Origin of the sequence: Hoeflea sp. AS16 (assembly GCF_038900095.1) — a bacterium.
In the GTDB taxonomy this organism is placed as follows: Bacteria; Pseudomonadota; Alphaproteobacteria; order Rhizobiales; family Rhizobiaceae; genus Hoeflea.
In genome coordinates, this window is sequence record NZ_JBBMQQ010000001.1 from 882,075 (window position 1) to 908,290 (window position 26,216).

Sequence of the window (26,216 nt, forward strand, 5' to 3'; positions counted from 1 at the left end):
GGATCTGGATCCGGGCAAAAATTGGCGATGATGATCAAATTCCTGAAGATACGCACCCGGTCACTGCCCATCGCGCTGATGGCCGGTATTCTTTCCTGTCTGCCCGTCCATGCCGGAGAAGCGGACGTTGTTGCCGCGAAGTACACCAAGGCCGCCGACGGGACCTACCGGTTCGATGTGAGCGTGCGCCATGCCGACGAAGGCTGGGAGCATTATGCCGACAAGTGGCAGGTGACCGGGCCGGACGGCACGGTCTATGGCGAACGGGTGTTGCTGCATCCGCATGTCAACGAGCAGCCGTTCACGCGCAGCCAGTCGGGCATAGCCATTCCCGCCGGTGTGAAAAGCGTCATTCTCCGCGCCCATGACAAGCAGCATGGCTGGGGCGGGGCAGAACTGACCATCGTGCTCGACGAATAGATCCAGGGCGTCCGGCGGGCGGCTCTCGCCGAAATCAGCCGATCAACAGTTCAACGCTGACACGGTCGCCCGCGGCAATGGCGGCGCGACGGCGCACGTCGGCCTTTACCGGCAGAAAATACGATCCCGTGGCCTTGTCCGGAAACAGCGACGTCGCCCAGCTGGTTTCACCGATGCGGGCGCGGACCCGGATGAAGCCGAAGCCCCGCGTCTTGCCCGCCATGAACCGGATCTGGCTGGCGACATCGGCAGGAATGGTGATGAAATGCCAAGGAGCCCTGGCTGCGGCGTAAAGCCAGAGCTCGGCGTCGAATTGATAGTGCTGTTCGGGAGGCATCGTTCAGGCGGTCATGAATGCCTGCTTGATCCCGTCGACAACGAACTGCACCGAAAGGGCTGCCAGAATGACGCCGAGCAACCTGGTCAGGATGGTTCGGCCGGTGTCGCCCAGAAACTGGTCAATGCGCTCGGCAATCACCAGAAAGGCAAACAGCAGCACCGAAGCGGCGATGATCACGCCGATCAGCCCGGCGCGTTCGACAGGCGCATAAAAGGAGCCTGCGAGCAGGATGACCGCGGAAATTGCTCCGGGGCCAGCGATCAGCGGGATCGCCAACGGGAACACGGCGACATTGGAGATGTGATCCTTGGTGATTGCCCGTTCGGCGCTTTTTTCCTGCCGTTCGTGGCGCTTTTCGAAAATCATCTCGAAAGCGATCCAGAACAGCAGCACGCCACCGGCAATGCGGAAAGCGCCGAGCGAAATCCCGAGCAGGTTGAGAAGGCTGGCGCCGGCTATGGCAAAGACGGCGAGGATACCGGCAGCGGTCACCGTGCCGCGCAGCGCCACCTGGAGCCGCTGGCTGCGGGTCATGCCGGTGGTGAGGCCGAGAAAAATTGCCGCCAGGCCGGGCGGGTCGAACATCACGATGATCGTGACAAAGGCATTTACAATGAGTTCAATGTTCATGAAGCGTCCCCCGCCAGCCCGGTGAAAAAGCCTTTTACAAGGACTTACGACACCCCGGGCCGGTTCGAAACCCCTGTCTTTGGCCGCAACGGTGGAGAAAGTGGCCTGAACGGCTGATTCAGGGCGTGAAAATTGGCGACAACTACGGCTTTCGGCTATAACGCAGATAATGATTCCATTTAATTATCGTGGACCGCTTTGACAGACCAGAACACACCCGCCGGACCTCTGACGCCAGGCATTCAACCGGTTTCGATTATCGAGGAAATGCAGCGCTCCTATCTCGATTACGCCATGAGCGTGATTGTCAGCCGGGCGCTTCCCGATGTGCGCGACGGGCTCAAGCCCGTGCATCGCCGTATTCTCTATGCAATGCATGAGGGCGGCTACCACTGGAACCGCAAATATGTGAAATCGTCCCGCATCGTCGGTGACGTGATGGGTAAATATCACCCGCATGGCGACCAGTCGATTTATGACGCCATGGTGCGCATGGCGCAGCACTGGTCGATGGGCGCGATGCTGGTTGACGGGCAGGGCAACTTCGGCTCGATCGACGGCGATCCCCCGGCTGCGATGCGTTATACGGAATCGCGCCTGGCCAAGCTCTCGCATGAAATGCTGGAAGACATCGACAAGGATACCGTCGACTTCCAGGAAACCTACGATTCATCCGGCTCCGAGCCGAAGGTCGTGCCGGCACGGTTTCCCAACCTGCTGGTCAACGGCGCCGGCGGCATCGCGGTGGGCATGGCCACCAACATTCCGCCGCACAACCTGGTGGAAGTGGTCAATGGCTGCATCGCCATCATGGACAATCCGGCGATCGACCTGCTTGAGCTGATGAACATCATTCCGGGCCCGGATTTCCCGACCTCGGGCATCATCCTGGGGCAGGCGGGTATCCGGCAGGCCTTCGAGACCGGCCGCGGCTCGGTGATGATGCGCGGCAAGGTTCATGTCGAGCCGATGCGCAATGACCGCGAAGCCATCATCATCACCGAAGTTCCCTACCAGGTGAACAAGGCGACGATGATCGAGAAGATGGCCGAACTGGTGCGCGACAAGCGCATCGAGGGCATTTCCGACCTGCGCGACGAATCCGACCGCCAGGGCTACCGGGTGGTGATCGAGCTCAAGCGCGATGCGGTTGCGGACGTGATCATCAACCAGCTTTACCGATACACGCCGCTGCAGACCTCGTTCGGGGTCAACATGGTGGCGCTCAACGGCGGCAAGCCGGAGCTGATGACGCTGATCGACATGCTCAAGGCCTTCGTGGCCTTCCGCGAGGACGTGATCACGCGGCGGACCAAATACCTGCTGCGCAAGGCGCGCGAACGGGCTCACGTGTTGGTTGGCCTGGCAATTGCCGTTGCCAATATCGACGAAGTGATTGCCCTGATCCGCAGCGCGCCGGATCCTGCGACCGCGCGCGAGCAGTTGATGACCCGGCGCTGGCCGGCCCGTGACGTGGAGCCGCTGATCCTTCTGATCGACGATCCGCGCCACCGCATCAACGAGGAAGACGGAACCTACAATCTTTCCGAAGAGCAGGCGCGCGCCATTCTCGAACTGCGCCTGGCCCGCCTGACCGCTCTTGGCCGTGATGAAATCGGTGACGAACTCGGCAAGATCGGCGAAGAAATCAAGGACTTCCTCGAAATCCTCGGCTCGCGCCTGCGGGTCCAGCAGATCGTCAAGGACGAGCTGATTGCCGTGCGTGACGAATTCGGCGTGCCGCGCCGCACCCAGATCATCGAGGGTGGCGCGGACATGGACGACGAGGACCTGATCGCGCGCGAGGACATGGTGGTGACCGTGAGCCACGCGGGCTACATCAAGCGGGTTCCGCTCGCCACCTACCGGGCGCAGCGCCGCGGCGGCAAGGGCCGCTCGGGCATGTCGACGCGGGACGAGGATTTCGTCACGCGGCTGTTCGTCGCCAACACGCATACGCCGGTGCTGTTCTTCTCCTCGCGCGGCATCGTCTACAAGGAGAAGGTCTGGCGCCTGCCGATCGGCACGCCGACCTCGAAGGGCAAGGCGCTGATCAACATGCTGCCGCTGGAAAAGGGCGAGCGGATCACCTCGATCATGCCGTTGCCGGAGGACGAGGACAGCTGGGCCAATCTCGACGTGATGTTCGCCACCACGCGCGGCACCGTGCGGCGCAACAAGCTCAGTGATTTCGTCCAGGTCAACCGCAACGGCAAGATCGCCATGAAGCTCGATGACGAGGGTGACGCCATCCTCAATGTCGAGACCTGCAATGAGTTCGACGACGTGCTGCTGACCACGGCACTGGGTCAGTGCATCCGCTTCCGGGTGGATGATGTGCGCGTCTTCGCCGGACGCAACTCGATTGGCGTTCGCGGCATGAACCTGGCCGAAGGCGATCACCTGATCTCGATGACCATCGTGCATCATGTCGATGCGGATGCCGCCGAACGCGCGGCCTACCTGAAACGCGCCATGGCCGAGCGCCGGGCAGCCACCGGTGAAGAGGCCGATGATGTCGGTCTGGTGGGCGAGGAGACCGAAGAGATCGGCGAACTGTCCAACGACCGCTACGAGGAGCTCAAAGCCCGCGAGCAGTTCATCCTCACCGTTTCGGAAAAAGGTTACGGCAAGCGCTCGTCGAGCTACGAGTTCCGGATTTCGGGCCGGGGCGGCAAGGGCATCCGCGCCACCGACACCTCGAAGACCGGCGAGATCGGACCTTTGATTGCGGCCTTCCCGGTCGAGCAGGGCGACCAGATCATGATGGTTTCCGATGGCGGCCAGGTGATCCGGGTTCCGGTCGGCGGCATCCGCATGGCCGGCCGCGCCACCAAGGGCGTCACCATCTTCTCGACCGCCAAGGATGAGCGTGTGGTCTCTGTCGACCGGATCAGCGAACCGGAACATGATGACGAAGAGCTGGAAGAGGGCGTCGAGGGCGAGACCGCGGAAGGTGTGGTCGATGCAGCATCCGGGGCCGCCAGTGATGACCCGGCGACGGGTTCCGATGGGCCAGACACCGACATCGGAGAAGAACCGCAGGCCTGACCTGTCACTAGAGACTTGAGAGAAGCCGGGGAGAAATCCCCGGCTTTTTTGTTGGCGGCCCGGAATAGCCTGATGCGGACTTGGTCAGGAACGATGTTCGCTGCCATGCGCCAAAAACTGGATGGCTGCGGAATGTGGACAAAGCGAAATTGTGCCGCGGTTGTACCAAATGCCGGCCCAGGTGCTGCGGTCAACAACGGTTGACCATCTGCGATTTCGTGTAGCTGCTATTGTGCGCAATTGTGTGCTGGTCTACCAAAATGCAGAAAACCCCGTGCCATTGCTAAACGTCGGGAGAGGATTACGCAGCATGATTGCCTACGTCACCGTCGGCGCTGATGACATGGTTCTCGCCAAACGGTTTTACTCTGCGTTCCTGCCGGCGCTTGGTTATGGGCTGAAAGAAGGGCCCGAGGGCCTGAGCTATGCGCTGCCCGTAAAACCTGGCCAGTCTCCCGTTCTGCCCGATTTTTACGTCAAGCCACCCTTCGATGGACAGCCTGCCTCGGCCGGGAACGGCACCATGACCGCCTTTGAGGCCCGCAGTCAAAGGCAGGTTCGCGAGCTTCACTCCGCCGCACTGGCGGCAGGTGGCTTTGACGAGGGCCGGCCCGGCTTCCGTGACTCGTATGGGCCTCAATTCTATGTCGGCTACCTTCGCGACCCTCAAGGCAACAAGATTGCACTGTTTTCCAGCGATCCGAATGAACCAGGACGCGACGGGTAGCCTTGGCGGCGGCAGCGCATTGTTCGCATGCCGGGCATGGTGATCGCGCAGCCAAGATGCTGAATTTGCATCGTAAACGTCAACAGTTAGATCAATCGCTTGCGACCTGGATCATGCTGCCACAATCTGTCAGCATGATCTGCTACACTCCGCCGTCATCGTCCCACCTCCGGAGCCAGATTTGTCCCGCGCCGTACGTCTTCTCGATCTTTTGCAAGTCTTCCGGCGTTACAAGCGGCCGGTCAGTGGTGCGGTGCTGGCGGAAGAGCTGGGTGTGTCGCTCAGGACCATCTACCGCGACATCGAGACCTTGAAGGCGCAAGGGGCGGCGATTGACGGTGAGGCAGGGGTTGGCTTCGTGCTCAAACCCGGGTTCATGCTGCCGCCGCTGATGTTTTCCGAAGACGAGATCGAGGCGCTTGTGCTTGGGTCGCGCTGGGTCGCGGAACGCACCGATCAACCGCTGGGGCAGGCGGCGCGCAACGCTCTCACCAAGATTGCCGCGGTGCTGCCGGCCGATCTCAGGGCGGGCCTCGATGACAGCACATTGCTGGTGGGGCGCGGTGCGCCGCTGGCCGCGGGCGAGAGCGAACTTCCGGCTATTCGTGACGCCATCCGGCGGCAGCGCAAGCTTGAGATTTCCTATGCCGATGTCAATGGCGCCTGCAGCGAGCGCGTGATCTGGCCAATTGCTCTGGCATTTTTCGATCGTGCGAGAGTGATTGTCGCCTGGTGTGAATTGCGCAATGATTTCAGGCATTTTCGCGCCGACCGGATCATAAGTCTGACTGTGGATGCCAAGGGATATCCGCAACGTCGTGCCGTGTTGATGAAGCAGTGGCAGGCGAAGGAAGGCATCCATCTCAGGTCGCGTTCCGATTGAATGCTCTGTTGATGCTGACATATATTGGCAGTATGAAATCGTAATCTCCGTACATGACCTGAGGGTCAGGTTTCAACCAAATGACGGAGAGAGAAGATGCTGAATTTCGATTTCGTGCTGTTGCATGTCGCCGACCCGCTGGCGAGTGCCGGGTTTTATTCCGGATTGCTTGGCAAGCCGGTTGTCGAATCCAACCCCGGATTTGCCATGCTGCCGCTCAGCGAACAGGTCATGCTCGGGCTTTGGCTGGCTGACGAAGTTGCGCCGGGAGCACCGGGAAAACCGGGTGCAAGCGAGATTTCATTCAATGTCGCCGATGTGCCGGCGCTGGAAAAATGCCATTCGGACTGCATGGAAAAGGGGATGCCGATCCTCGTCGACCTGGTTGAAATGCCGTTTGGACATACTTTCGTGGCCGCTGATCCCGATGGCCACCGGATCCGTGTGGTTGCAAACGCCAGAGCCTGACAAGCGGTTCCGGAGTCAAAAGCAAAGCCCGGCCAGCGGATCGTGCCGCGGGCCGGGCGTGAATTGAGCGGGAGGATGCGGTTCCCGGTCTTCTAGCGATTGCGGGGCCAGACCGGGTCCGTGGTCTTGCCGGGTATTTCCTGGCGCAGGGCGCCAAGTATCAGGCCGCTGAAGAGTGCAACGATCAACAGGGCAAGCAGGGCGAGAGCTATTGTCATCACGGTTGTCCTTTCGTCACATCAAACCTTGATGCAGACACCATGACAAATTCTGAATGAACCCAAGCTGAATGGATTCATGGCTAACAAATGGTGAGACGCCGTGCGGCAATTGTGCCTTAGAACAGGTGGACCGCGCCGGGAACAGCGAGGCCGAAATCCGGACCGCCCGGGCGTGGCGGCGGCAGGGTTTGCAGCATCGCGTGGATGTCCTGATCACTGGTTCCGTCCTCAATCAGGGTGGTCCAGACCCTGAACGACGACAGCTGATAGGAGCCAAACGAGGTGATCATCGCCACATCCGATGCATCCGAGCCGCGCACCATCAGGATGCGGCCGATGCGGGGAACGTTGTAGCGCGCATCGACCGTGTGCCAGCTGCCGCCAAGGAAAACCTCGAACCAGGCGCAGAAATCGTCAAAGCCGGAGTCGGGCACGCCAATATCGCCGAGATAGCCGCTGGCATAGCGCGCCGGAATGTTCATCGCCCGGCAAAGACTGACGCCCAGATGGGCAAAATCGCGGCAGACACCGGATTTTTCCTCCAGCACATCGCGGGCTGTCTTGTCGGGGCGGCCGAACTTGTAGCCGAAGGTAACGTGGTTATGGACGAAGTCACAGATCGCCTGTACCCGCGGCCAGCCTTCCTGGGTGTTGCCGAAATTGGCCCAGGCGAAATTGCCCAGACTGTCGGAATCGCAATATCGGCTCGCGCCGAGGAAATCGAGTGTGTCGCTGGGCAGATCCTCGATCCGGTGCTGGATGGCGAATGTCGGCCAGATGTCCGGGACACCGGAGACTTCGGTGGCGCAATCGCTCCAGAAGGTGGTTCGGCCCTGGTCGGCGACGGCGCGGGAAATCCGGTTGCCGTAGCGGTCCACATAGACGGATATGGGTGTCATGCTGGTTGACCTGACATAGTCAGCGCCAATCAGCCGGCCGTTGAATTCCGTGTGCGTTGACAGTGCCAGCAGCATCGGAACCGGTGCCGGGCAGTCAACCATTATCTCAAAACCAAACCTGATCAGCATGCCGGTACCTTATGTGATGAACCCCGGTAACGCCTGGCGCGTGACCTTGTTCCAATGCCGGGCCAGACTATCTGGCCAGCGGCGCGGCCCCGAAATGGGCCCAAGACAGTATGGCACGGCTGGCGGCAATTGGCTTTGTCCTTTTTCGCAAACGCACAATGGTCCGCCTGGTCGCGGCCAGGCCATGAGCGTGGATGCAGTTTCGCCTTTGATAAACCGCAATAGGGGCGTATGGATAAGGCGTAATAATTCAAGCGTTGCGCAGGAACGTTCAACGCGGGCTCAGCGCCACTTCGCTTGCATCTCGTATTTGAATTGAAAATCGCCGTTCGGTGGGCAGCAGTGCTGCGCCGGGCGCAGACAGTATCGGATAGTACCAATGACCAAGAATGTATTCACCAAGGGACAGCATGTCTCGCTTCAGTCACGTGTCGGACTGTCACCCCGGACTCCGATGGAGTTCACCGTATTGATGCGGTTGCCTGACAACCAGGGCAAGGCCCAGTACCGGATCCGCAATGACGAGCAGGGGCATGAACGTGTCGAACAGGGCAGCAACCTGGAACTCGTCGCGTCGGTTACCAGCGCGTAGCAGGAATTTCAGGCCGCCAGCATCATGCGGGCCGCGCCATAAATCCATCATTCGCGTTCACATTCCGGATGCGGCCAATCCCGGCCAACCGGATGAAACGCCCGAACAGGAAACACCATGGCCAAGGGCCAAATGAGATCAAGTAAGGAAATTCGCAAACCGAAGAAGGACAAGGCCGCAGCCAAGACTGCAGCGCCTCTCGGTTCCGCGGTCAAGCAACTGGAAACAAACCCGTTCCAGAAAAAAGCCAAGAAGTGAGCGCGGGACGGATTGACGAACTGCGTACGTGGCGATGATCAACTTTCCCAATCAGAGCCGCAGTTTCGACGAGGATGCGGGTATCATACGGTTTTCCGGCTATGACGGCGTGATGGAAGTCCGCTTTGTTCTGGAAGCACCTGCCCTCGAACGGCTCGCCGGACTGACCCGTACACCGGAAACGGCCTATCTCGATGCGTTCGATCGTTTCCGTTCGAAAATCGAGGCGGTTGCCGTGCGGGCCTATCAGAAAAAGCGCAACTCGATGGTCCGGCTGTCCTACGACGACTTCTGACATTGCCGCATTGCCGTTTGCCGGTTTGATTTTGCGTCCACGGATGGCGTATTTCTGGCCTGACAGGGATGGATCGGGCCAATCATTGCTTGATGCGCCCTGTCTGTCATGACAAAAGGCGACCCAAAGAGGGGGTTGCCATGCGGATTGCATTTTATCCCGGATCATTTGATCCCATGACCAATGGCCATATCGATGTGCTCGAGCAGTCGCTGGCGCTGTGCGACCAGCTGGTTGTCGGCATCGGGGTGCATCCGGGCAAAACGCCGATGTTCTCGTTCGATGAGCGGGCAAGCATGATCGCGGATGTGGTCAAAAGCAAATTTCCACAGCGCTCAGGCGACGTTAGCGTTGTCTCCTTCAAGAACCTGGTGGTCGAGGCCGCACAGGAGGCAGGTGCCAGCGTGCTGGTGCGGGGCCTGCGTGACGGGACCGATCTTGATTACGAGATGCAGATGGCGGGCATGAACCGGGCGATGGCGCCGGGGATCACCACCGTGTTTGCACCAGCCTATCCGGAATCCCGCCACATCACCGCCACGCTTGTGCGGCAAATCGCCAAGATGGGCGGCGATACCACGCCGTTTGTTCCGGTTGTCGTGCAAAATGCACTGAAAGCGCGGTTGTCGGAAGCCTAACCCGCTTCGCCGTGGCGTTGCCAAGCCAGCGGCGGTGTGTCAAACGATTGCCGCCGGGCCGTTGAGCCGCCTGGCTGCCGCATTTATTGGAGCCATCATGCGTCCTTCACGTCTGTTCATCGCCGCGACCCTGGCCCTTGGCCTGGTCTCGACATCCTTTGCCGCCGCTGCCGAAATGCTGACCATCACGCTGAAAACCGGCGATGTGGTCATCGAACTCGCCGACGACGTGGCGCCACAACATGCCGCGCGCCTGAAGGCGCTGGCCGATGCCGGTGAATACGACAATGTCGCCTTTCACCGCGTGATCGAAGGCTTCATGGCCCAGACCGGCGACGTCGAGTTCGGCGACATGGAAGACGGCTTCGTACCGCAGCGCGCCGGAACCGGCGGGTCTTCGCAGCCAGACCTGAAGGCAGAATTCTCCGACAGGCCGTTCGAACGCGGCACGGTCGGGATGGCCCGTTCGCAGAATCCGAATTCGGCGAACTCGCAATTTTTCATCATGTTCGCACCGGCGCCGCATCTGAATGGCCAGTACACGGTGGTAGGCAAGGTGATCAAGGGCATGGAACTTGTCGACCAGATCAAGCGCGGCAGTGCCAGCAACAATGGTTCGGTCAGCGATCCGGATCGGATGATCAAGGTTCGCTCCGGCGGCTGACGAGACACGATACTCAATCAACACAGGAGAGACCCCATGGCGGAGATCAAGGATCCCGAAAACACACTCATCATGGAAACCACGCAAGGTGAGGTGATCATTGAACTGCTTCCGGATCTGGCCCCCGGCCATGTTGCGCGGATCAAGGAACTGACGCGCGAAGGCGCCTATGACGGCGTGGTGTTTCACCGCGTGATCGAAGGCTTCATGGCGCAGACCGGAGACGTCAAGTTCGGCAAGTCCGGCGGCAAGGATTTCAACCCGGGCCGTGCCGGTATGGGCGGCTCGGAAAAGCCCGACCTGAAGGCGGAATTCTCCAACATGAACCATGCGCGCGGCACCTGCTCGATGGCGCGTGCGCAGGATCCGAACTCGGCCAACTCGCAGTTCTTCATCTGCTTTGACGACGCCGGCTTCCTCAACCGCCAGTACACGGTCTGGGGCCAGGTGACATCGGGTATGGACAATGTCGACAAGATCAAGCGCGGCGAGCCCGTGGTCGATCCGGACAAGATCGTTTCGATGAAGGTCGCGGCTGACGCCAAGGCTTAATCCTTTTTACGCGCGGAATTCGCTGGCTTCAGGCCATCTGAATTCCGCGCGTTTGTTTTTGGGGTACGCAGGTGCGGGTAGACCTTTTCGATTTTGACCTTCCCGACGAGCGGATCGCGCTCCGGCCGGCAAACCCGCGCGACAGTGCCCGGTTGCTGCATGTCGGGGCCGATGGCACGCTTGCCGATCTGAAGGTTGGCGATCTGGCCGGCCTGCTTGAGCCCGGCGATGCGCTGGTGTTCAACGATACAAAAGTTATCCCGGCTCAGCTCGAAGGCTTTCGCATCCGTGGTGAAAACCGGCAACGCATCTCGGCCACATTGCATATGCGTTCCGGTTCGGACCGCTGGAAGGCCTTTGTCCGCCCGGGAAAACGTATCAAGCAGGGCGACCGGCTGTCGTTCGGCGGTGATGGCGCAACCTGCCTTTCAGGCGTGCTCGATGCCACGGCGGGTGAGCGCGGCGAGGGCGGTGAACTTGAACTGGTCTTCGATCTGAGCGGCCCGGCGCTGGATTTGGCGATCATGGCCACCGGTCATATCCCGCTGCCGCCCTATATTGCCTCCAAACGCGGCGAGGACGATCAGGACCGCAAGGACTACCAGACAATTTACGCCCGCGAGGATGGCGCCGTTGCCGCGCCGACCGCAGGGCTGCATTTCACGCCCGACCTGTTCGCTCAGCTTGATGCCCGCGGCATCTCCCGGCATTTCGTCACGCTTCATGTCGGTGCAGGCACCTTTCTGCCGGTCAAGGTCGACGACACGACCGAACATCTGATGCATTCCGAAATCGGCTATGTCAGTGCCGAGACCGCTGCAGCGCTCAATGAAGTGCATGCGCGGGGCGGCCGGGTTGTTTCGGTCGGCACCACCTCGTTGCGGCTGCTGGAAAGTGCCACGGACGAAGCCGGAACCATCAAGGCATGGTCCGGCCCGACCGACATCTTCATCACGCCGGGTTACAGGTTTCGTGCCGTCGATGTGCTGATGACCAATTTCCATCTGCCGCGCTCGACGCTTTTCATGCTGGTTTCGGCATTCTCAGGCCTCGACACCATGCGCGCCGCCTATCAGCATGCCATCGATGACAACTACCGTTTCTATTCCTATGGCGATGCCAGCCTGTTGTTCCGGAGCGAACCGTGACCACCGATCATTTCCAGTTCAAATTGCTTGCCACCGACGGCAAGGCGCGGCGCGGCGAAATCACCATGCCGCGTGGCGCCATCCGCACGCCGGCCTTCATGCCGGTCGGCACCGGCGGCACGGTCAAGGCGATGTATATGGACCAGGTCAGTGACCTGGGCGCCGACATCATCCTGGGCAATACCTATCATCTGATGCTGCGTCCCGGTGCCGAGCGGGTTGCGAAACTTGGCGGCTTGCACGAATTCGCCCGCTGGCCAAAGCCGATCCTGACCGATTCAGGCGGGTTTCAGGTGATGTCGCTGTCGGCCCTGCGCAAGATCAACGAGCAGGGCGTGACCTTCCAGTCGCATATCGACGGCTCGCGCCACGAGATGAGCCCGGAACGCTCGATCGAAATCCAGGGCCTGCTCGATTCCGACATCCAGATGCAGCTCGATGAATGCGTCCGGTTGCCGGCCAGCGAGACGGACATCGAGCGCGCCATGGAAATGTCGCTGCGCTGGGCAGAGCGCTGCAAGGTTGCGTTCGGCGACCAGCCCGGCAAGGCGATGTTCGGCATTGTCCAGGGCGGCGATATCCCGAAATTGCGCGAGCGCTCGGCCAAGGGGCTGTCGGGCCTCGATCTCAAGGGCTATGCCGTTGGCGGTCTGGCTGTAGGGGAGCCGCAAGAGGTGATGCTCGACATGCTCGATGTTACCTGTCCGCTACTGCCGGCGGAAAAGCCGCGCTACCTGATGGGTGTGGGCACACCCGACGACATGCTCAAATCGGTCGGCCGCGGCATCGACATGTTCGATTGCGTGATGCCGACCCGTGCTGGCCGCCACGGCCTGGCCTTTACCCGCCACGGCAAGATCAACATCAAGAACGCGCGCCACGCCGAGGACCACCGTCCGCTGGATGAGGAAAGCTCATGCCCGGCGGCGCGTGATTATTCGCGCGCCTATCTGCATCATCTGGTCCGCTCCAACGAGATATTGGGCATGATGCTGATCACCTGGAACAATTTGTCCTACTATCAGGACCTGATGGCCGGGATCCGCGCTTCAATCGAGGCGCAAAGGTTCGAGGCCTTTTCCACCGAAACGCAAGAGGCCTGGGCCAGGGGCGATATTCCGCCGCTGGGGTGAGGGGAGTTTTTCCCCTGTGCATGTCCTCGTGAATGCCGCCGCCATCACCCAGGCTCAGGTCCTGGGGCACGGCGGCGGCATAATCCTGTCATTCAATTTGTAGGCAGGGGCCGGCTTCTCAACTGACGCCCGGCGCTGCACACCAACCTCAAACGGCGTCGAGCGTTTTTTCGCAATGCGACGGCCCGCCCTTCGGATCAATGTGATCGGAGACGGCGTTGATGGTCTTGATGGTGTAGTCCTTGCTGACCGTCAGCTCGACCAGGCAGCGCTTGCCCCGGGCATAGCCGCCGCGCCAGCGGTACTGCGTGGTGCCGCCCATACCCACGGTGTCGGATATCGGAGGTCCATAGGCCGCGAAGAACGCGCCTGCCGACTTGCCGTTCCAGCGCTTCTGCAGCGGGTTGGACGGGACCGATGCGGTGGTGCAGGCAGTGAGGGCAGCGGCGGAAACCGCTAGGATTGCAAGCCGGAATTTCATGGTCGACATTTCCTTGGACATCCTTTGATGGTTGGCGGCAACAGCCGCTGTCATCCGTCATAGCGGATTTCGCGCGGAGGGAAAATCGTTTGTCCGGGAGGATCGAACGGAGAGGCGTTTCTGGCGGCCGCCGGCTTGTGCTTGACCGGCGTTGCTATCGGATGCACCATCACGCAAGGGATTACGCACAGGGATCCCTGACATCAATGGAGTGAGGGTTGGTCGATGAAAATTCTGAAATTGGCAATCGTCATCGTCGCGGCAGGAACACTGGCTGCCTGCACGACAACCGAGAAAACGGCCAGTGGCGCAGGGATCGGCGCGGCAGTGGGTGCGATTGCATCAAACAGCGTCGGCGGTGCCGTTGCAGGTGCCTTGATCGGCGGCTTTGGTACGTTTCTGATCGAAACCGCGGATGGCCGGTGCCAGTACCGCAATTCCAGAGGCCGGGTTTACACCACACGGTGCCATTGGCTGAGATAGGCTGAAGCCCCAGGTATCGGGCGTCGGCGGTAAGGTTGGAGACGGGACCGTCATGAAACTGTTTGCGATCTTGCTCGTGCTTGTGAGCCTCGCGGGGATGATCTTCGGCTGGTGGGGTGTCGAGACCGTCTCCGGACGGCGTCATTTCGATGAGATGGCAGGGATCATCCCGTTTGTGACGGGCATTGCCTCGTTCGTCCTGCTGTTGATTGCCGGGATTGTCTACTATTTCGCAAGCCGGTAGGCGCAGGCGCGGCCATGTGTTCCGCGCTTGCCTTGCAATATCGCCCTACGAGATCGAGATAATCTCGATTTCCTGCTCGCCAACTTCAACCACATCGCCCACCGCCTTGCCCATCAGTGCGCGGGCCACCGGGGAGGCAAACGAGATGGTGCCGGTCCTGGGATCGGCCTCGTCCTCACCGACGATGCGATAGGTCTGCGGTGGTCGCTCGTCGCGGCTATAGGTGACGGTGGAACCGAAGGCGACGACTTCATGTGAAGTCGGGTCCGGCATCACTTGCGCGGTGCGAACCCGCTCGGCGAAATAGCGGGCATCGCGCAAGGGGGTGGCCTGCTGGCGGCGCTTTTCATTGACGTCCTCGATGGTGTTTGCTGCCTCATAGGCAGCGCGCGCGGCGTCGAGTTGCGCCTGCAACTGCTTCAGTCCGGTCAGTGTCACCAGATTGGGGTTTTGCGAAATCGGCCGGTCCGGCAGCAGGGTTTCGGCTGCGGTTTCGGAACTCTCTTCCTTGGTGAAGGCAACGCTCACTGCAAGTCTCCATTCGGCTGTTCCCTGCGCACATGGCGAATGCCTGACAGGCGGGAAAGATCGAGCATAAGTTGAATCGGCGCAGGCAGGCAATGCCCGTCCCGTGATCGTTCAACGCGCTCGTGACGGCCTTGTTCCAGCTGTCGAAAACGCAGGAGATCAGAGATCACCTGATCTGTCATTCACAGGTAGATGACCCGGAGGTCAGGTCTGGGGTGGCGCAGCCTTGATCATCTGGACGCCATTGATCTTGAGGCTGCCGTCGGGCTGGCGTTCAAGCGAATAGAGCGCCGTCCAGTCCTGACCGTCCGGTCCGGCAATCAGAACTTCCTGAACGATACCTGCGCCACCGGCTGCCGTACTGGAGCGTCCGAACGCGAAATTGCCGGGGCGGTAAACCGGCTGGTAGCCACGTTTGACCATGTCGAAAAAGCGGCTTTCATCCGGATAGATTTTCCGGATCGAGGGCGAGGCAAAGGAATAGGCTGCCGTCATGTCATCGGCGAGAAACGCGTTGATCTGGCTTTCGATGACAGAGCGGGCGTCTGCCGCCTCATCGGCGTGCGCCGGCGTCAACGCCAGCAACAGGGCCCCGAGTGTCGTTGCCAACAATGCATTCAGGCGGTTGGGATTTGTCATGGCGAGCCTCCGTCCGCCTCTAGATAGGGCGGTACAGGCAAATGGAAAGTCGCGACGGGCCGGCGTTGATGCGCAAGTTCATCCAGCACGTTAAGTGAAGCAACAATATGCAATCATTGCATTAGCATAGCGGTGTAAGCTAATGTTGCGTCGCAAGATTGATATCTGTCCTAAGGGACAATCATGATCTTGCCGTCACCGATTTTCAGCGCCTCTGGCAACTCCCGCATCGCTTCGGACAGCTTGACCGTTGCCACCACTTCGGTGCTCCAGGCACCGGAGATGAAACGGTTCTGGACGGCACGCAGGGTTTTCAGTTTCTCGATAATCGAGGCCTTGCGGAACCAGTTCATCAGCCAGTAGCCCTCGATCTTCTTGTTCATGAAAATCAGCTGGCCGGGTTCCTTGAGAGCCGGCGCTTCGGTGTCAAGCTTGCCGTAGACGACCCAGCGGGCGCGCGCTGGCATGGCGGTGAAGATGTCGGCAGACAGCTGGTTGGCCACCGCATCAAGCAGCACGCGCGGCTTCTCCGATTTCAGCAGCGCAGCGAGCCTCGAGGTGAACTCCGGGTCGGACTGGACCAGCACGTGTTTGGCGCCGAGTTCCCGCAGATGGGCTGCCTGGCTTTCCTTGCGGATGACGGCGATCATCGCATAGCCGTTGTCACGCGCCAGACCGGCTATCAGTTTGCCGAGTTGCGAGAAGGCGGCGGTAAAGACGAAGCTCTTCGAGCCGGATGCCTTGACGATGTCGAACATGGTCCAGGCCGTGACCGGGTTGACCACATGGCCCGCCGCATCCTCGTCGCGCATTGCCGGTTTGACCACCACGCACATGGCGGCTTCGACTACTATGTAGTCGGCCCAGGCGCCCGACCCGTTGACGCCGCCGACGAAAGCCACGCGCTTGCCCTTGAGGTAGCTTGCATAAAAACCCTTGCCTTCGACCACGTCACCAACGCCCTCGAAGCCGGCGGCTGCACCCTTGATACGCGGCTGGCCGTATTCACCCTTGATGAAATAGAGATCGGACGGGTTGACCGAGGCCATGCGCACCTTGATCAGCACCTGGCCTGGTCCGGGTTTCGGGACCGGCAGGGAGCCATATTCGAGATAGGGCTCAAGCGTCTCGATTGCGGCCCCGGTGCGGGTGTTGCCGAATCCGTCTCCCTTGAGGATCAGGGCGTTCATGCTCGATGGCAAAGTCATTTCATGTCCTTACGGGGTGAGGATGGTCTTGCCGATGGCGCCTCGGTCGAGAATGCGCTGCAAGGCGATTGCCGCATCGGCCAGCGGGCGTTGTTCATCGATCCGTGTCTTGATGCGGCCTTCTGAATGCCAGGCGAACAATTCTCGATTGTTGGCGGCATAGACTTCCGGTTCCTTGGCGACGAATGCGCCCCAGAACACGCCTACCAGCGAATACTCCTTCAACAGCACCAGGTTGACCGGCAGCTTGGGGATTTCACCGGAGGCAAAGCCGATGACCAGCAAACGCCCGTTGCGGGCCATGGCGCGGGCAGCGACATCAAAGGCCGCGCCGCCGACCGGATCAAAGGCGACATCGACGCCGCCCGGCGCATGCTGCTTCAGCGCTTCGCGCAAGCCGTCATAGGGCAGGGCGATATCCGCACCGGCCTCAAGGCAGGCCTGCTGCTTTTCCTCGCTGGATGCCACCGCGATGACGCGCGCGCCCATGGCCTTGCCGATCGATATGGCGGCAAGCCCGGTGGAGCCGGCAGCACCCAGCACCAGCAGGGTCTCGCCCGGCTGCAGTGCAGCGCGTTGCTTGAGCGCGTGATGAGAAGTGCCCCAGGCACACATCAGCGCGCAGGCACCGGCAAAATCCATGCTGTCGGGGATCGGGAACGCCCGGTTGGAAGGCGCCAGCACCTTTTCGGCATAGCCGCCATTGGTCAGCATGACCACAGCGCGGTCGCCGGGCTTGAGGTGGCTGACGTTTGCGCCAACCGCCTCGACAATGCCGCCGGCCTCCATGCCCGGCACAAACGGTGTCTCGGGCTTCATCTGGTAAAGCCCCTGGACCAGCAAGCCGTCGGGGTAATTCAGGCCAATGGCTTCGGAGCGAAGCACAATCTCATCGGCGCCGGGGACCGGATCCGGCAGGTCGCGAAACTCGAGGTTGGAGATCGGGCCATATTCGGGACAGACAATCGCCTTCATGACCGATCACACCTTTTCCTGCGTGTAGCGCTTGAGCTCGGTGCGTGCGACCTGGCGGCGATGCACGGCATCGGGACCATCGGCGAGCCGGAGGGTGCGCAGATGCGTCCAGCTGCGGGCCAGCGGCGTGTCCTGGGAGATGCCCTGAGCGCCAAACATCTGGACCGCTTCGTCGGTGACCTTGAGCGCCACCCGGGGTGCGACCACCTTGATCTGGCTGATCCACGGTGCGGCGGCAACGGCGTTGCCCTGATCCATCATCCACGCGGCCTTGAGGCACAGCAGCCGCGCCTGTTCGATTTCCATGCGGCATTCGGCGATGATGTCGTAATTGGCGCCGAGCTGGGCGAGCTTCTTGCCAAATGCCTCGCGTTCGAGCGAGCGCTTGCACATCAGCTCAAGCGCCATTTCAGCCTGGCCGATGGCGCGCATGCAGTGGTGAATGCGGCCCGGTCCGAGCCGGCCTTGCGCGATCTCGAAGCCCTTGCCCTCGCCAACCAGCAGGTTGCTTGCAGGGACCCGGACGTCGGTGAACCTGAGATGGAAATGGCCATGCGGCGCGTCGTCCTGGCCGTAGACCTGCATCGGCCGCAGCTTTTCGATTCCGGCCGTGCCGGCAGGGACCAGGATCATCGAGTGGCGGGCATGCTTCGGCGTGTCTTCGTCACCGGTGCGGACCATGACGATGTAGATCTTGCAGCGCGGATCGCCGACGCCAGAAGCCCACCATTTCTCGCCATTGAGCACATATTCATCGCCATCACGGACGCAGGACATCGACACGTTGGTGGCGTCGGACGACGCCACATTCGGTTCGGTCATCAGGTAGGCGGAGCGGATTTCGCCGTTGAGCAGCGGTTCGAGCCACTGCTTCTTGTGCTCGGGCGTGGAATAGCGGTCGAACACTTCCATGTTTCCGGTGTCGGGCGCCGAGCAGTTGAAGGTTTCTGCACCGAGATGCGCCTTGCCCATTTCCTCGGCGAGATAGGCGTATTCGACGGTCGTCAGTCCGCGGTCGGACTGGGTGCGCCAGAGGTTCCAGAGGCCGCGCTGCTTGGCCTTGGCCTTGAGACTTTCAAGGATTTCGGTCTGGCGGGGCGTGTAGCTCCAACGGTCTCCCTTGGAACCGACTTCAGCGAGGAATTCCTCGTCCAGCGGCATTATCTCGTTGCGGACCATGTCACGCACCGCCTCGAGAATGGGTTGCAGATGCTTGGTAACGCCAAGATCCATCGGCTTTGCTTCGGTCATGGATATCCTCCTCCAGATGTTCGTTCAGGGCATCTTGCCCGTGTAGCCCAGAAGCCGGATCGCGTAGAGAACGCACTCGTCCGCAATGGCTTCAATCTCTTTTTCGTCCTGACCCTTTCGCGGCGTGAACCAGACGATGGGCCCGTTGATGCACATGAAGACCGAGTTGAGCGCGATCTTGATGTTGTTGTATTCGATCTCGCCATCGGCCATGGCGTCCTCGAGCACCTTTCTGAAGTGCTCGGAATAGGCGTCGCGCAAGCCGGCCAGCTGGCGGAGTTCCGCGTGTTCGTTGGCGGGCATGGTACCATGCCTGAGCATGTCGACGCCCTGGCCGACGACGTTCTGGAAAGCCTTGGTTCGGATGACGCACAGAACATGCGCCTTGAGGACGGCCTTCAACCTGTCGATGGCCGGCATGTCGAGCTCAAGGATCGGCTCCACGGCCTCGAAATTCATCATCATTCCGGTGCGGTAGACATCCAGGAACAGCTCGGCCTTGGAGGCGTAGTGGTGGTAGATGCGGCCCTTGGTCGACGAGATCCGGGCGGCGACTTCATCCAGGCTGGTGGCGGAATATCCGCGCGCCTCGAAGCACAGGGCCGCGCCTTCCATGATCTCCATGCGGGAAAGGTCGGTGTCGCTCTGACGACGGTATTTGGTCGATCGCGCCGCGGTCGCCATTGTTTGGCCTGCCTCTGTCCTGTTTCACGGCATTCGCGCCGGTTGATGCGAAGAATATTTTCAAAGCGTCTTGCAGTCGCCAAGGACTTGAACATACTATCGAGTATGTTGTCAATCGACGAGACAACGCTATTGTTATTGAGCGATGAACAGGCGGAAATGCCGTCAATCGCGGGGGGAGGGAAATACAATGAGTGAAGCGAGCGACAGCTATCTGGGCAGTCTTTTCGGGGTGAAGGGCAAAACGGCTCTGGTCACCGGTGGCGCGACCGGCATCGGCCGGATGATCGCGACGGGGCTGGTGCAGGCCGGTGCGCGTGTGATGATTGCTTCTCGCAAGGGACTGGACTGCATCCATGTCGCCGACGAAATCAATGCCATGGGAGCGGAGGGTTCAGCCGAGGGGTTTACCGGTGACGTGGGGACTGCAGAGGGTGTGGCGGCACTGGTCGATGCGGTTCAGGCGCGGACTGACCGTCTCAACATCTTGGTCAACAATGCCGGTGTCTCCTGGGGTGCGCCGTATGCGGAATTTCCCCATGCCGCCTGGGCCAAGGTGATGTCGGTCAATGTTGCAGGCCTGTTCACGCTTACCCGTGACCTGACGCCGCTGCTGCATGCCAGCGCAAGTGATGCTGATCCGGCGCGGGTGATCAATCTTGGTTCGGTGATGGGCACGCAGCCCGCAGCCGACGGCGCCTATTCCTACTCGGCATCGAAAGCCGCGGTGCATCACCTGACCAAAATCCTGGCCGAGGAACTCGCTGGCCAGCGCATTACCGTCAATGCCTTCGCGCCGGGGCCGTTTCAAAGCCGCATGACCGCGTTTGCCACCGCGAAGGAAGAGCAGGTGGAACGGGTTGGTGCGGGCGTTCCGCTTGGCCGCATCGGCGGACCCGATGACGTCGCCGGCGCCACGATCTATCTTTGCAGCCGGGCAGGGGCCTACATTACCGGGGCGATCCTGCCGATCGATGGCGGCCTTTCGGTGCAACACGACATACGTCTTTTCAAGGATGCATGAAATGGAAGAGCAACCGTTTGACATGGAAGCGCTTGCCGACGAGTTGCACGAGCTCGTGCCCGGATTCTCCGGCTTGCATGCGATCGAGAAATTCAACACCGGCCAGTCCAATCCGACCTACCGGGTGGAAGCCGACAGCGGCTCCTATGTGCTGCGCGCCAAGCCGCCCGGGACCCTTTTGAAATCGGCCCACCAGGTTGACCGCGAGTACCGGGTGATGAAGGCGCTGGCCGAAAACAACGTGCCGGTGCCGAAGGTCTATGGCCTGTCAGGCGAGGACAGCGCCATCGGACGGATGTATTTCGTCATGGAACTGGTCGAAGGCCGGATCTTCTGGGACCCGGCGCTGCCGGAAGTCGGCAGGCAGGAACGGGCGGCGATCTATGACGGAATGAATGATGTTCTGGCGCGGCTTCACAAGGTTGATGTCGAGGCCGCCGGATTGGCCGACTACGGCCGTCCGGGCAATTATTTCGCGCGGCAGATCCGGCGCTGGAGCGAACAATACATTGCCAGCAAGACCGAGGAACTTCCGGAGATGGACCGGCTGATGGAGTGGCTCTGGGACAACCTGCCCGACGATGACGGGATTGTCTCGGTGGTGCATGGCGATTACCGGCTCGACAACATGATCTTTTCCGCCCATGGCGGGGAAGTGCTGGCGTTGATCGACTGGGAACTGTCAACGCTGGGGCATCCGCTGGCGGACCTGTCTTACCAGTGCATGCAGTGGCGGCTGCCACACAAGAGCGGCTTCCGCGGGCTGGGCGGACTTGACCGCAATGAACTCGGAATTCCCAGCGAAGCCGAGTACGTGGCGCTTTACTCCGAGCGCAGCGGCATTGCGGTCGACAACTGGACCTTCTGCCTGTCGTTCTCGTTCTTCCGGTTGGCGGCGATCCTGCAAGGCGTCTACAAGCGCGCGCTTGATGGCAATGCATCCAACCCCGAACGCGCCCGCGAAATCGGCGCGGCGGTGCCGCAGCTGGCATCGATGGCCAACGATATCATGTCCGGAAAGGCATAAAACATGGCGGATTTTGCAGGACGGGTTGTCATACTGACCGGTGCGACCGGCGGTTTCGGCCAGGCCGCGGCGCGGTATTTCGCCAAGGCCGGGGCCAGGCTGGTGATCAGCGATCTGGCTTCGGCGCGGCTTGACGCCCTGGCGAAAGAGCTGGGGGACCAGACCGTCGCGGTGAGCGGCGACATTTCCGATCCGGAGTTGTCCGAGCAGCTGGTCGAAAAGGCATTGTCGGAGTTTGGCCGGCTCGACATTGCCATCAACAATGCCGGCATCGTGCATGACATGATGCCGCTTCCCAGAACGCCGGTCGACGAGGCGCGGAAAATCATCGATGTCGACCTGATGGGCGTGTTCTATGCCATGCGGGCGCAACTGCCGGCGCTGGAAAAACGATTCCGCGAGAGCGGGGAAACCGGGGCGATCGTCAATGTTGCATCCGTCGCCGGGGTGGTGGCGGCGCCGATGCTCGCCGTTTATTCGGCGGCGAAACACGGTGTTGTCGGACTGACCAAGTCGGCCGCAATCGAATATGCGCGCCGCGGCGTGCGGGTCAACGCCTTGTGCCCTTCATTTGCACGAACCCCGATGGCCACCGATTTTCTCGACAAGGCCGGCAAGGATCGTGACGCAGCGGAAGCGGCGATGGTCCAGGCAATTCCCATGCGGCGGCTGGCGGAAGTCGACGAGGTCATTGCCGGTCTCATCTATCTTGCTGATCCTGCATCAAGTTTCGTCACCGGCCAGACATTGCAGGTAGACGGTGGATTGTCTGCAGCCTGACCGCGCTTTAATTTTTGCACATCGGTTGAGCAATCTGGCTGATTGAACATCAAGATCAGTGAGCGCAAGATGCCTTCAACGTAATCATAGCGGAGGCAGGACCATGCAAGAACTCACCCATTTTATCGGCGGCCAGCATGTCAAAGGCAAGTCGGGCCGTTTTGCCGATGTGATGAACCCGGCAACGGGCGAAGTGCAGGCGAAGGTTCCGCTGGCCTCGAACGAGGAACTTGCTGAAGCGGTTGCAGTTGCTGCCAAGGCGCAAGTGGGCTGGGCTGCGACCAACCCGCAAAAACGCGCCCGGGTGATGATGAAGTTTGTTGAGCTTTTGCATCGCGACATGGACAAGCTCGCCGAAGCGCTGTCGCGCGAACATGGCAAGACAATTCCCGACGCCAAGGGCGACGTGATGCGTGGCCTTGAAGTGGCCGAGTTCTCCTTTGGTGCGCCGCATCTGCTCAAGGGCGAGTTCACCGAGGGCGCCGGTCCCGGCATCGACATGTACTCGATCCGCCAGCCGCTTGGCGTGGTCGCCGGCATCACGCCGTTCAACTTCCCGGCGATGATCCCGATGTGGAAATTCTGCCCGGCGATCGCTGCAGGCAACGCCTTCATCCTCAAGCCATCCGAGCGTGATCCGTCCGTGCCGATCATGCTGGCCGAACTGATGAGCGAAGCCGGCGCTCCGGACGGCATCCTCAACGTCGTCAACGGCGACAAGGAAGCGGTCGATGCGATTCTGGATCATCCGGAAATCATGGCTATCGGCTTTGTCGGCTCGACGCCGATCGCGCAATATATCTATGCCCGTGGTTGCGCCAACGGCAAGCGCGTTCAGTGCTTTGGCGGGGCCAAGAACCACATGATCATCATGCCGGATGCCGATATGGACCAGGCAGTGGACGCCCTGATCGGCGCGGGCTACGGTGCTGCCGGCGAACGTTGCATGGCAATTTCGGTCGCTGTGCCGGTCGGAGAAGAGACCGCAAACCGGCTGATCGAAAAGCTGACACCGCGCGTCGAGTCCCTGAAAATCGGGCCTTACACTGCCGGCAATGATGTCGATTTTGGTCCACTGGTGACCCGCGAAGCCCGCGACCGGGTTCTCGGACTGGTCAATTCCGGTGTGGAGCAGGGTGCCAAGCTGGTGGTGGATGGCCGTGACTTCAAGCTGCAGGGCTACGAGAACGGCAACTTCATGGGCGGCTGCCTGTTCGACAACGTCACCCGTGACATGGATATCTACCAGCAGGAAATCTTTGGGCCTGTGCTGTCGGTGGTACGTGCGCCGAACTACGAGGAAGCGCTGCGCTACCCGATGGAACATGAATATGGCAACGGCACGGCGATCTATACCCGCGATGGCGATGCGGCACGTGATTTTGCCAGCCGCATCAATATCGGCATGGTCGGCATCAATGTGCCGATCCCGGTACCGCTGGCCTACCACACCTTTGGCGGCTGGAAGAAGTCCGGCTTCGGTGACCTCAACCAGCATGGCCCGGATTCTTTCCGGTTCTACACGCGCACCAAGACAGTGACCGCGCGTTGGCCTTCGGGTATCAAGGATGGTGCCGACTTCAACATCCCGACGATGGGGTGAGGAAACCAAGCATAGAGCGAGCGACCGGGAGGCAGAATTGCCATGGACTTTGAACTGAACGAGGAACAACAGGCGATCTTCGATATGGCGCGGGATTTCGGCGCCGAGAAAATCGCCCCTTTCGCGGCACAGTGGGAAAAGGAAGAGGCGATTCCGCGCTCGGTGCTCGAAGAGGCCGCAGCCCTCGGGCTTGCCGCTATCTATGTGCCGGAGAAAGACGGCGGCTCGGGGCTGACCCGGCTGGATGCAACGCTGGTGTTCGAGGCGCTGTCGATGGCCTGTCCGTCGGTCGCCTCGTTCCTGTCGATTCACAACATGTGCACCTGGATGGTGTCGTCCTACGGTTCGGACGAGATGAAGGCGCGGTTGCTGCCCGATCTCGTCTCGATGACCAAGATTGCCTCCTACTGCCTGACCGAACCGGGCTCCGGGTCTGATGCCTCGGCGCTGCGGACACGGGCAGAGCGGACCAATGAGGGCTACAAGCTCAATGGAACCAAGGCCTTCATCTCCGGCGGCGGCTTTTCCGATCTCTACCTGGTGATGACACGGACCGGTGCGGATGGCCCCAAGGGCATCTCCGCTGTCGTTGTCGAGGACGGCACGCCGGGTCTTTCCTTCGGTGCGCCGGAGAACAAGATGGGCTGGCGGTCGCAGCCGACCTCGCAGGTGCAGTTCGATGATTGTGTGATCCCGGCCGACAATCTGCTGGGCGAAGAGGGGGCAGGTTTCCGCTACGCGATGAGCGGGCTTGACGGCGGCCGGCTCAACATAGCGGCATCAGCCCTTGGCGGTGCGCAATCGGCGCTCGACAAGACGCTGGCCTATATGGGCGAACGCGAAGCCTTCGGGAAAACCATCGATCAGTTCCAGGCACTGCAGTTCCGGCTTGCCGACATGGAAACCGAGATGCAGGCGGCACGGATTTTCCTGCGCCAGGCAGCCAGCAAGCTCGACCGCAAGGCCCCGGACGCGACCAAGTTCTGCGCCATGGCCAAGCGGTTTGTCACCGATACGGCGTTCAATGTTGCCAATGACGCGCTGCAGCTGCACGGCGGCTACGGCTACCTGGCGGACTACGGCGTTGAAAAGATCGTTCGCGATCTTCGCGTGCACCAGATTCTGGAAGGCACCAACGAGATCATGCGGCTGATCGTTTCGCGGGCGTTGCTGGCGGAGCGCGCTGCATGAGCATCCGCATCCGCAAGATCGGGCGCATCGGTCAGATCACGTTGCAGCGGCCCGAGGCGCTCAATGCCGTGACCTACGACATGGTGCTGGCGATTGAAGCCGCACTTGATGGCTGGCGCGATGACGATGATGTCGTCTGCGTTCTGATCGACGCGGAAGGACACAAGGCGTTCTCCGCCGGCGGCGATCTTCAGTTCATGTATGACACCGCCTCCAAGGGCGACTTCGATGCGGGCCGGACCTTCTGGCGTGACGAATACCGGCTCAATGCCAAGATCGCGGCCTATCCCAAACCCTATATCGCGCTGTGCCAGGGGTTCACCATGGGTGGCGGTGTCGGGGTGTCGCTGCACGGCTCGCACAGGGTCGTGGGTGAAAGCTCGAAGATTGCGATGCCCGAATGCGCGGTCGGGCTTGTGCCCGATGTCGGCGGGACGCTGCTTCTGGCGCGGGCGCCGGGGCGGCTGGGCGAATATCTTGGCGTGACCGGTTACCGGATGAACGCATCTGACGCGATCCTTGCCGGTTTTGCAGACTATTTCATCCCCGAGGCCGAATGGCCCGGATTGACCGAAACGCTGATCGAAACCGGCGATTGGTCGGCGGTGACGTCGTTGGCGCGCGATCCGGAAGACGGTCCGCTGATGGGGTTGCGTGCGCAGGTGGATGCGCATTTCGGCAAGGACACGCTTGCGCAGATACTGGCCTCGCTGCCTGGAGACGAGTGGGGTGCGGCAACCGCCAAGGCCATACGCGCCGGCTCGCCGCTGTCGACAAACTGCACCATTGAGCTCGTGCGACGGGCGCGTGAAAGCAACGATATCGGTTCAGCCCTTTGCCACGAATACCGCTTTACCTCGCGCAGTGCGTCCGAGGGTGATTTCGTCGAGGGCATTCGCGCCGCGATCATCGACAAAGACAGAAACCCGCGCTGGCGTCACGCGAGCGTCGAGGACGTGCCGGCCGAGACCGTGGCGGCAATGCTGTCTGCACCAGCTGGCGGCGATATCAGTTTCTAGCGCGGCTGTTGCCGTCAAATACCGGAACAAT

At 60.9% G+C, this 26,216-nt stretch carries 32 protein-coding genes; 21 read left to right on the forward strand and 11 right to left on the reverse strand.

Annotated features, from left to right (window positions below):
* The first annotated feature begins 27 nt into the window (after window positions 1–27).
* Window positions 28–420: a hypothetical protein gene (locus WNY80_RS04245; RefSeq protein ID WP_342886077.1), complete on the forward strand. Its 393-nt coding sequence runs from the start codon at window positions 28–30 to the stop codon at window positions 418–420.
* Window positions 421–454: 34 nt separating this feature from the next.
* On the opposite strand, the gene WNY80_RS04250 is transcribed toward WNY80_RS04245, so the two are convergent.
* Window positions 455–757, reverse strand: a complete 303-nt coding sequence (locus WNY80_RS04250; RefSeq protein ID WP_342886078.1) for a DUF1905 domain-containing protein — start codon at window positions 755–757, stop codon at window positions 455–457.
* Window positions 758–760: 3 nt separating this feature from the next.
* Complete coding sequence (locus WNY80_RS04255; RefSeq protein ID WP_342886079.1) at window positions 761–1,390, reverse strand: MarC family protein; 630 nt, start codon at window positions 1,388–1,390, stop codon at window positions 761–763.
* Between the two features lie 198 nt (window positions 1,391–1,588).
* Between WNY80_RS04255 and gyrA the strand changes: the two genes are divergently transcribed.
* From gyrA to WNY80_RS04275, 4 genes are all read left to right on the forward strand, one after another.
* Window positions 1,589–4,441 carry a DNA gyrase subunit A gene (gyrA, locus tag WNY80_RS04260; RefSeq protein ID WP_342886080.1) on the forward strand — a complete coding sequence of 951 codons (2,853 nt, stop codon included), beginning with the start codon at window positions 1,589–1,591 and terminating at the stop codon, window positions 4,439–4,441.
* Between the two features lie 310 nt (window positions 4,442–4,751).
* Window positions 4,752–5,168 (forward strand): VOC family protein, encoded by a 417-nt coding sequence (locus tag WNY80_RS04265; protein ID WP_342886081.1) that lies wholly within the window; start codon window positions 4,752–4,754, stop codon window positions 5,166–5,168.
* Window positions 5,169–5,349: 181 nt separating this feature from the next.
* Complete coding sequence (locus WNY80_RS04270; protein ID WP_342886082.1) at window positions 5,350–6,051, forward strand: YafY family protein; 702 nt, start codon at window positions 5,350–5,352, stop codon at window positions 6,049–6,051.
* A gap of 96 nt (window positions 6,052–6,147) precedes the next feature.
* A complete protein-coding gene (locus WNY80_RS04275) occupies window positions 6,148–6,519 on the forward strand; it encodes a VOC family protein (protein ID WP_342886083.1) in 372 nt (123 codons plus the stop codon).
* Between the two features lie 92 nt (window positions 6,520–6,611).
* Here WNY80_RS04275 and WNY80_RS04280 read toward each other — a convergent pair whose 3' ends face one another.
* On the reverse strand, window positions 6,612–6,737 hold the full coding sequence (locus WNY80_RS04280) for a hypothetical protein (RefSeq protein WP_342886084.1): 126 nt from the start codon (window positions 6,735–6,737) through the stop codon (window positions 6,612–6,614).
* A gap of 119 nt (window positions 6,738–6,856) precedes the next feature.
* Complete coding sequence (locus tag WNY80_RS04285) at window positions 6,857–7,639, reverse strand: transglutaminase family protein (RefSeq protein WP_342886085.1); 783 nt, start codon at window positions 7,637–7,639, stop codon at window positions 6,857–6,859.
* 508 nt (window positions 7,640–8,147) lie between these two features.
* Here WNY80_RS04285 and WNY80_RS04290 point away from each other — a divergent pair.
* The 8 genes from WNY80_RS04290 to tgt all read left to right on the forward strand — a co-directional run bounded on the left by WNY80_RS04290 (window position 8,148) and on the right by tgt (window position 13,048).
* Window positions 8,148–8,360, forward strand: coding sequence for a hypothetical protein (locus tag WNY80_RS04290; RefSeq protein WP_342886086.1), 213 nt, complete (start codon window positions 8,148–8,150; stop codon window positions 8,358–8,360).
* 117 nt (window positions 8,361–8,477) lie between these two features.
* Window positions 8,478–8,618: a hypothetical protein gene (locus tag WNY80_RS04295; protein ID WP_342886087.1), complete on the forward strand. Its 141-nt coding sequence runs from the start codon at window positions 8,478–8,480 to the stop codon at window positions 8,616–8,618.
* A 34-nt stretch (window positions 8,619–8,652) separates the two neighbouring features.
* Window positions 8,653–8,913, forward strand: a complete 261-nt coding sequence (locus tag WNY80_RS04300; RefSeq protein WP_342886310.1) for a DUF1488 domain-containing protein — start codon at window positions 8,653–8,655, stop codon at window positions 8,911–8,913.
* A 140-nt stretch (window positions 8,914–9,053) separates the two neighbouring features.
* Window positions 9,054–9,551 (forward strand): pantetheine-phosphate adenylyltransferase, encoded by a 498-nt coding sequence (gene coaD, locus WNY80_RS04305; RefSeq protein ID WP_342886088.1) that lies wholly within the window; start codon window positions 9,054–9,056, stop codon window positions 9,549–9,551.
* 97 nt (window positions 9,552–9,648) lie between these two features.
* Window positions 9,649–10,215 carry a peptidylprolyl isomerase gene (locus WNY80_RS04310; protein ID WP_342886089.1) on the forward strand — a complete coding sequence of 189 codons (567 nt, stop codon included), beginning with the start codon at window positions 9,649–9,651 and terminating at the stop codon, window positions 10,213–10,215.
* A 36-nt stretch (window positions 10,216–10,251) separates the two neighbouring features.
* Complete coding sequence (locus WNY80_RS04315; protein ID WP_342886090.1) at window positions 10,252–10,767, forward strand: peptidylprolyl isomerase; 516 nt, start codon at window positions 10,252–10,254, stop codon at window positions 10,765–10,767.
* Between the two features lie 71 nt (window positions 10,768–10,838).
* Window positions 10,839–11,915: a tRNA preQ1(34) S-adenosylmethionine ribosyltransferase-isomerase QueA gene (gene queA / locus WNY80_RS04320; RefSeq protein WP_342886091.1), complete on the forward strand. Its 1,077-nt coding sequence runs from the start codon at window positions 10,839–10,841 to the stop codon at window positions 11,913–11,915.
* Window positions 11,912–13,048 (forward strand): tRNA guanosine(34) transglycosylase Tgt, encoded by a 1,137-nt coding sequence (gene tgt / locus WNY80_RS04325; protein ID WP_342886092.1) that lies wholly within the window; start codon window positions 11,912–11,914, stop codon window positions 13,046–13,048. Before queA ends, tgt begins: the two co-directional genes overlap by 4 nt.
* Before the next feature lie 148 nt (window positions 13,049–13,196).
* Here tgt and WNY80_RS04330 read toward each other — a convergent pair whose 3' ends face one another.
* The gene (locus tag WNY80_RS04330) at window positions 13,197–13,529 is read right to left on the reverse strand and encodes a hypothetical protein (RefSeq protein ID WP_342886311.1); all 333 of its coding nucleotides are present in this window, start codon (window positions 13,527–13,529) and stop codon (window positions 13,197–13,199) included.
* A 225-nt stretch (window positions 13,530–13,754) separates the two neighbouring features.
* Between WNY80_RS04330 and WNY80_RS04335 the strand changes: the two genes are divergently transcribed.
* The gene (locus tag WNY80_RS04335) at window positions 13,755–14,012 is read left to right on the forward strand and encodes a hypothetical protein (RefSeq protein ID WP_342886093.1); all 258 of its coding nucleotides are present in this window, start codon (window positions 13,755–13,757) and stop codon (window positions 14,010–14,012) included.
* Between the two features lie 52 nt (window positions 14,013–14,064).
* Window positions 14,065–14,256: a hypothetical protein gene (locus WNY80_RS04340; RefSeq protein ID WP_342886094.1), complete on the forward strand. Its 192-nt coding sequence runs from the start codon at window positions 14,065–14,067 to the stop codon at window positions 14,254–14,256.
* A 45-nt stretch (window positions 14,257–14,301) separates the two neighbouring features.
* Here the strand turns inward: WNY80_RS04340 and greA are convergent, their stop codons facing one another.
* The 6 genes from greA to WNY80_RS04370 all read right to left on the reverse strand — a co-directional run bounded on the left by greA (window position 14,302) and on the right by WNY80_RS04370 (window position 19,541).
* Complete coding sequence (gene greA, locus WNY80_RS04345) at window positions 14,302–14,784, reverse strand: transcription elongation factor GreA (protein ID WP_342886095.1); 483 nt, start codon at window positions 14,782–14,784, stop codon at window positions 14,302–14,304.
* A gap of 204 nt (window positions 14,785–14,988) precedes the next feature.
* Window positions 14,989–15,423 (reverse strand): DUF4864 domain-containing protein, encoded by a 435-nt coding sequence (locus tag WNY80_RS04350; protein WP_342886096.1) that lies wholly within the window; start codon window positions 15,421–15,423, stop codon window positions 14,989–14,991.
* Between the two features lie 170 nt (window positions 15,424–15,593).
* Entirely contained in the window at window positions 15,594–16,631 is a 1,038-nt protein-coding gene (locus WNY80_RS04355) for a zinc-binding dehydrogenase (protein WP_342886097.1), read from the reverse strand.
* Between the two features lie 9 nt (window positions 16,632–16,640).
* Window positions 16,641–17,606 carry an NADPH:quinone oxidoreductase family protein gene (locus tag WNY80_RS04360; protein ID WP_342886098.1) on the reverse strand — a complete coding sequence of 322 codons (966 nt, stop codon included), beginning with the start codon at window positions 17,604–17,606 and terminating at the stop codon, window positions 16,641–16,643.
* Between the two features lie 6 nt (window positions 17,607–17,612).
* Window positions 17,613–18,857 carry an acyl-CoA dehydrogenase family protein gene (locus WNY80_RS04365; RefSeq protein WP_342886099.1) on the reverse strand — a complete coding sequence of 415 codons (1,245 nt, stop codon included), beginning with the start codon at window positions 18,855–18,857 and terminating at the stop codon, window positions 17,613–17,615.
* A gap of 24 nt (window positions 18,858–18,881) precedes the next feature.
* Window positions 18,882–19,541, reverse strand: a complete 660-nt coding sequence (locus WNY80_RS04370; RefSeq protein WP_342886100.1) for a TetR/AcrR family transcriptional regulator — start codon at window positions 19,539–19,541, stop codon at window positions 18,882–18,884.
* A gap of 190 nt (window positions 19,542–19,731) precedes the next feature.
* On the opposite strand from WNY80_RS04370, the gene WNY80_RS04375 reads away from it, so the two are divergent.
* The 6 genes from WNY80_RS04375 to WNY80_RS04400 all read left to right on the forward strand — a co-directional run bounded on the left by WNY80_RS04375 (window position 19,732) and on the right by WNY80_RS04400 (window position 26,185).
* Window positions 19,732–20,565 (forward strand): SDR family oxidoreductase, encoded by an 834-nt coding sequence (locus WNY80_RS04375; protein WP_342886101.1) that lies wholly within the window; start codon window positions 19,732–19,734, stop codon window positions 20,563–20,565.
* A gap of 1 nt (window position 20,566) precedes the next feature.
* The gene (locus WNY80_RS04380) at window positions 20,567–21,592 is read left to right on the forward strand and encodes a phosphotransferase family protein (protein ID WP_342886102.1); all 1,026 of its coding nucleotides are present in this window, start codon (window positions 20,567–20,569) and stop codon (window positions 21,590–21,592) included.
* A gap of 3 nt (window positions 21,593–21,595) precedes the next feature.
* On the forward strand, window positions 21,596–22,372 hold the full coding sequence (locus WNY80_RS04385) for an SDR family NAD(P)-dependent oxidoreductase (RefSeq protein WP_342886103.1): 777 nt from the start codon (window positions 21,596–21,598) through the stop codon (window positions 22,370–22,372).
* Between the two features lie 103 nt (window positions 22,373–22,475).
* On the forward strand, window positions 22,476–23,975 hold the full coding sequence (locus WNY80_RS04390; protein WP_342886104.1) for a CoA-acylating methylmalonate-semialdehyde dehydrogenase: 1,500 nt from the start codon (window positions 22,476–22,478) through the stop codon (window positions 23,973–23,975).
* A 42-nt stretch (window positions 23,976–24,017) separates the two neighbouring features.
* A complete protein-coding gene (locus WNY80_RS04395) occupies window positions 24,018–25,166 on the forward strand; it encodes an acyl-CoA dehydrogenase family protein (RefSeq protein WP_342886105.1) in 1,149 nt (382 codons plus the stop codon).
* Entirely contained in the window at window positions 25,163–26,185 is a 1,023-nt protein-coding gene (locus WNY80_RS04400) for an enoyl-CoA hydratase/isomerase family protein (RefSeq protein WP_342886106.1), read from the forward strand. Before WNY80_RS04395 ends, WNY80_RS04400 begins: the two co-directional genes overlap by 4 nt.
* Window positions 26,186–26,216: the final 31 nt, after the last annotated feature.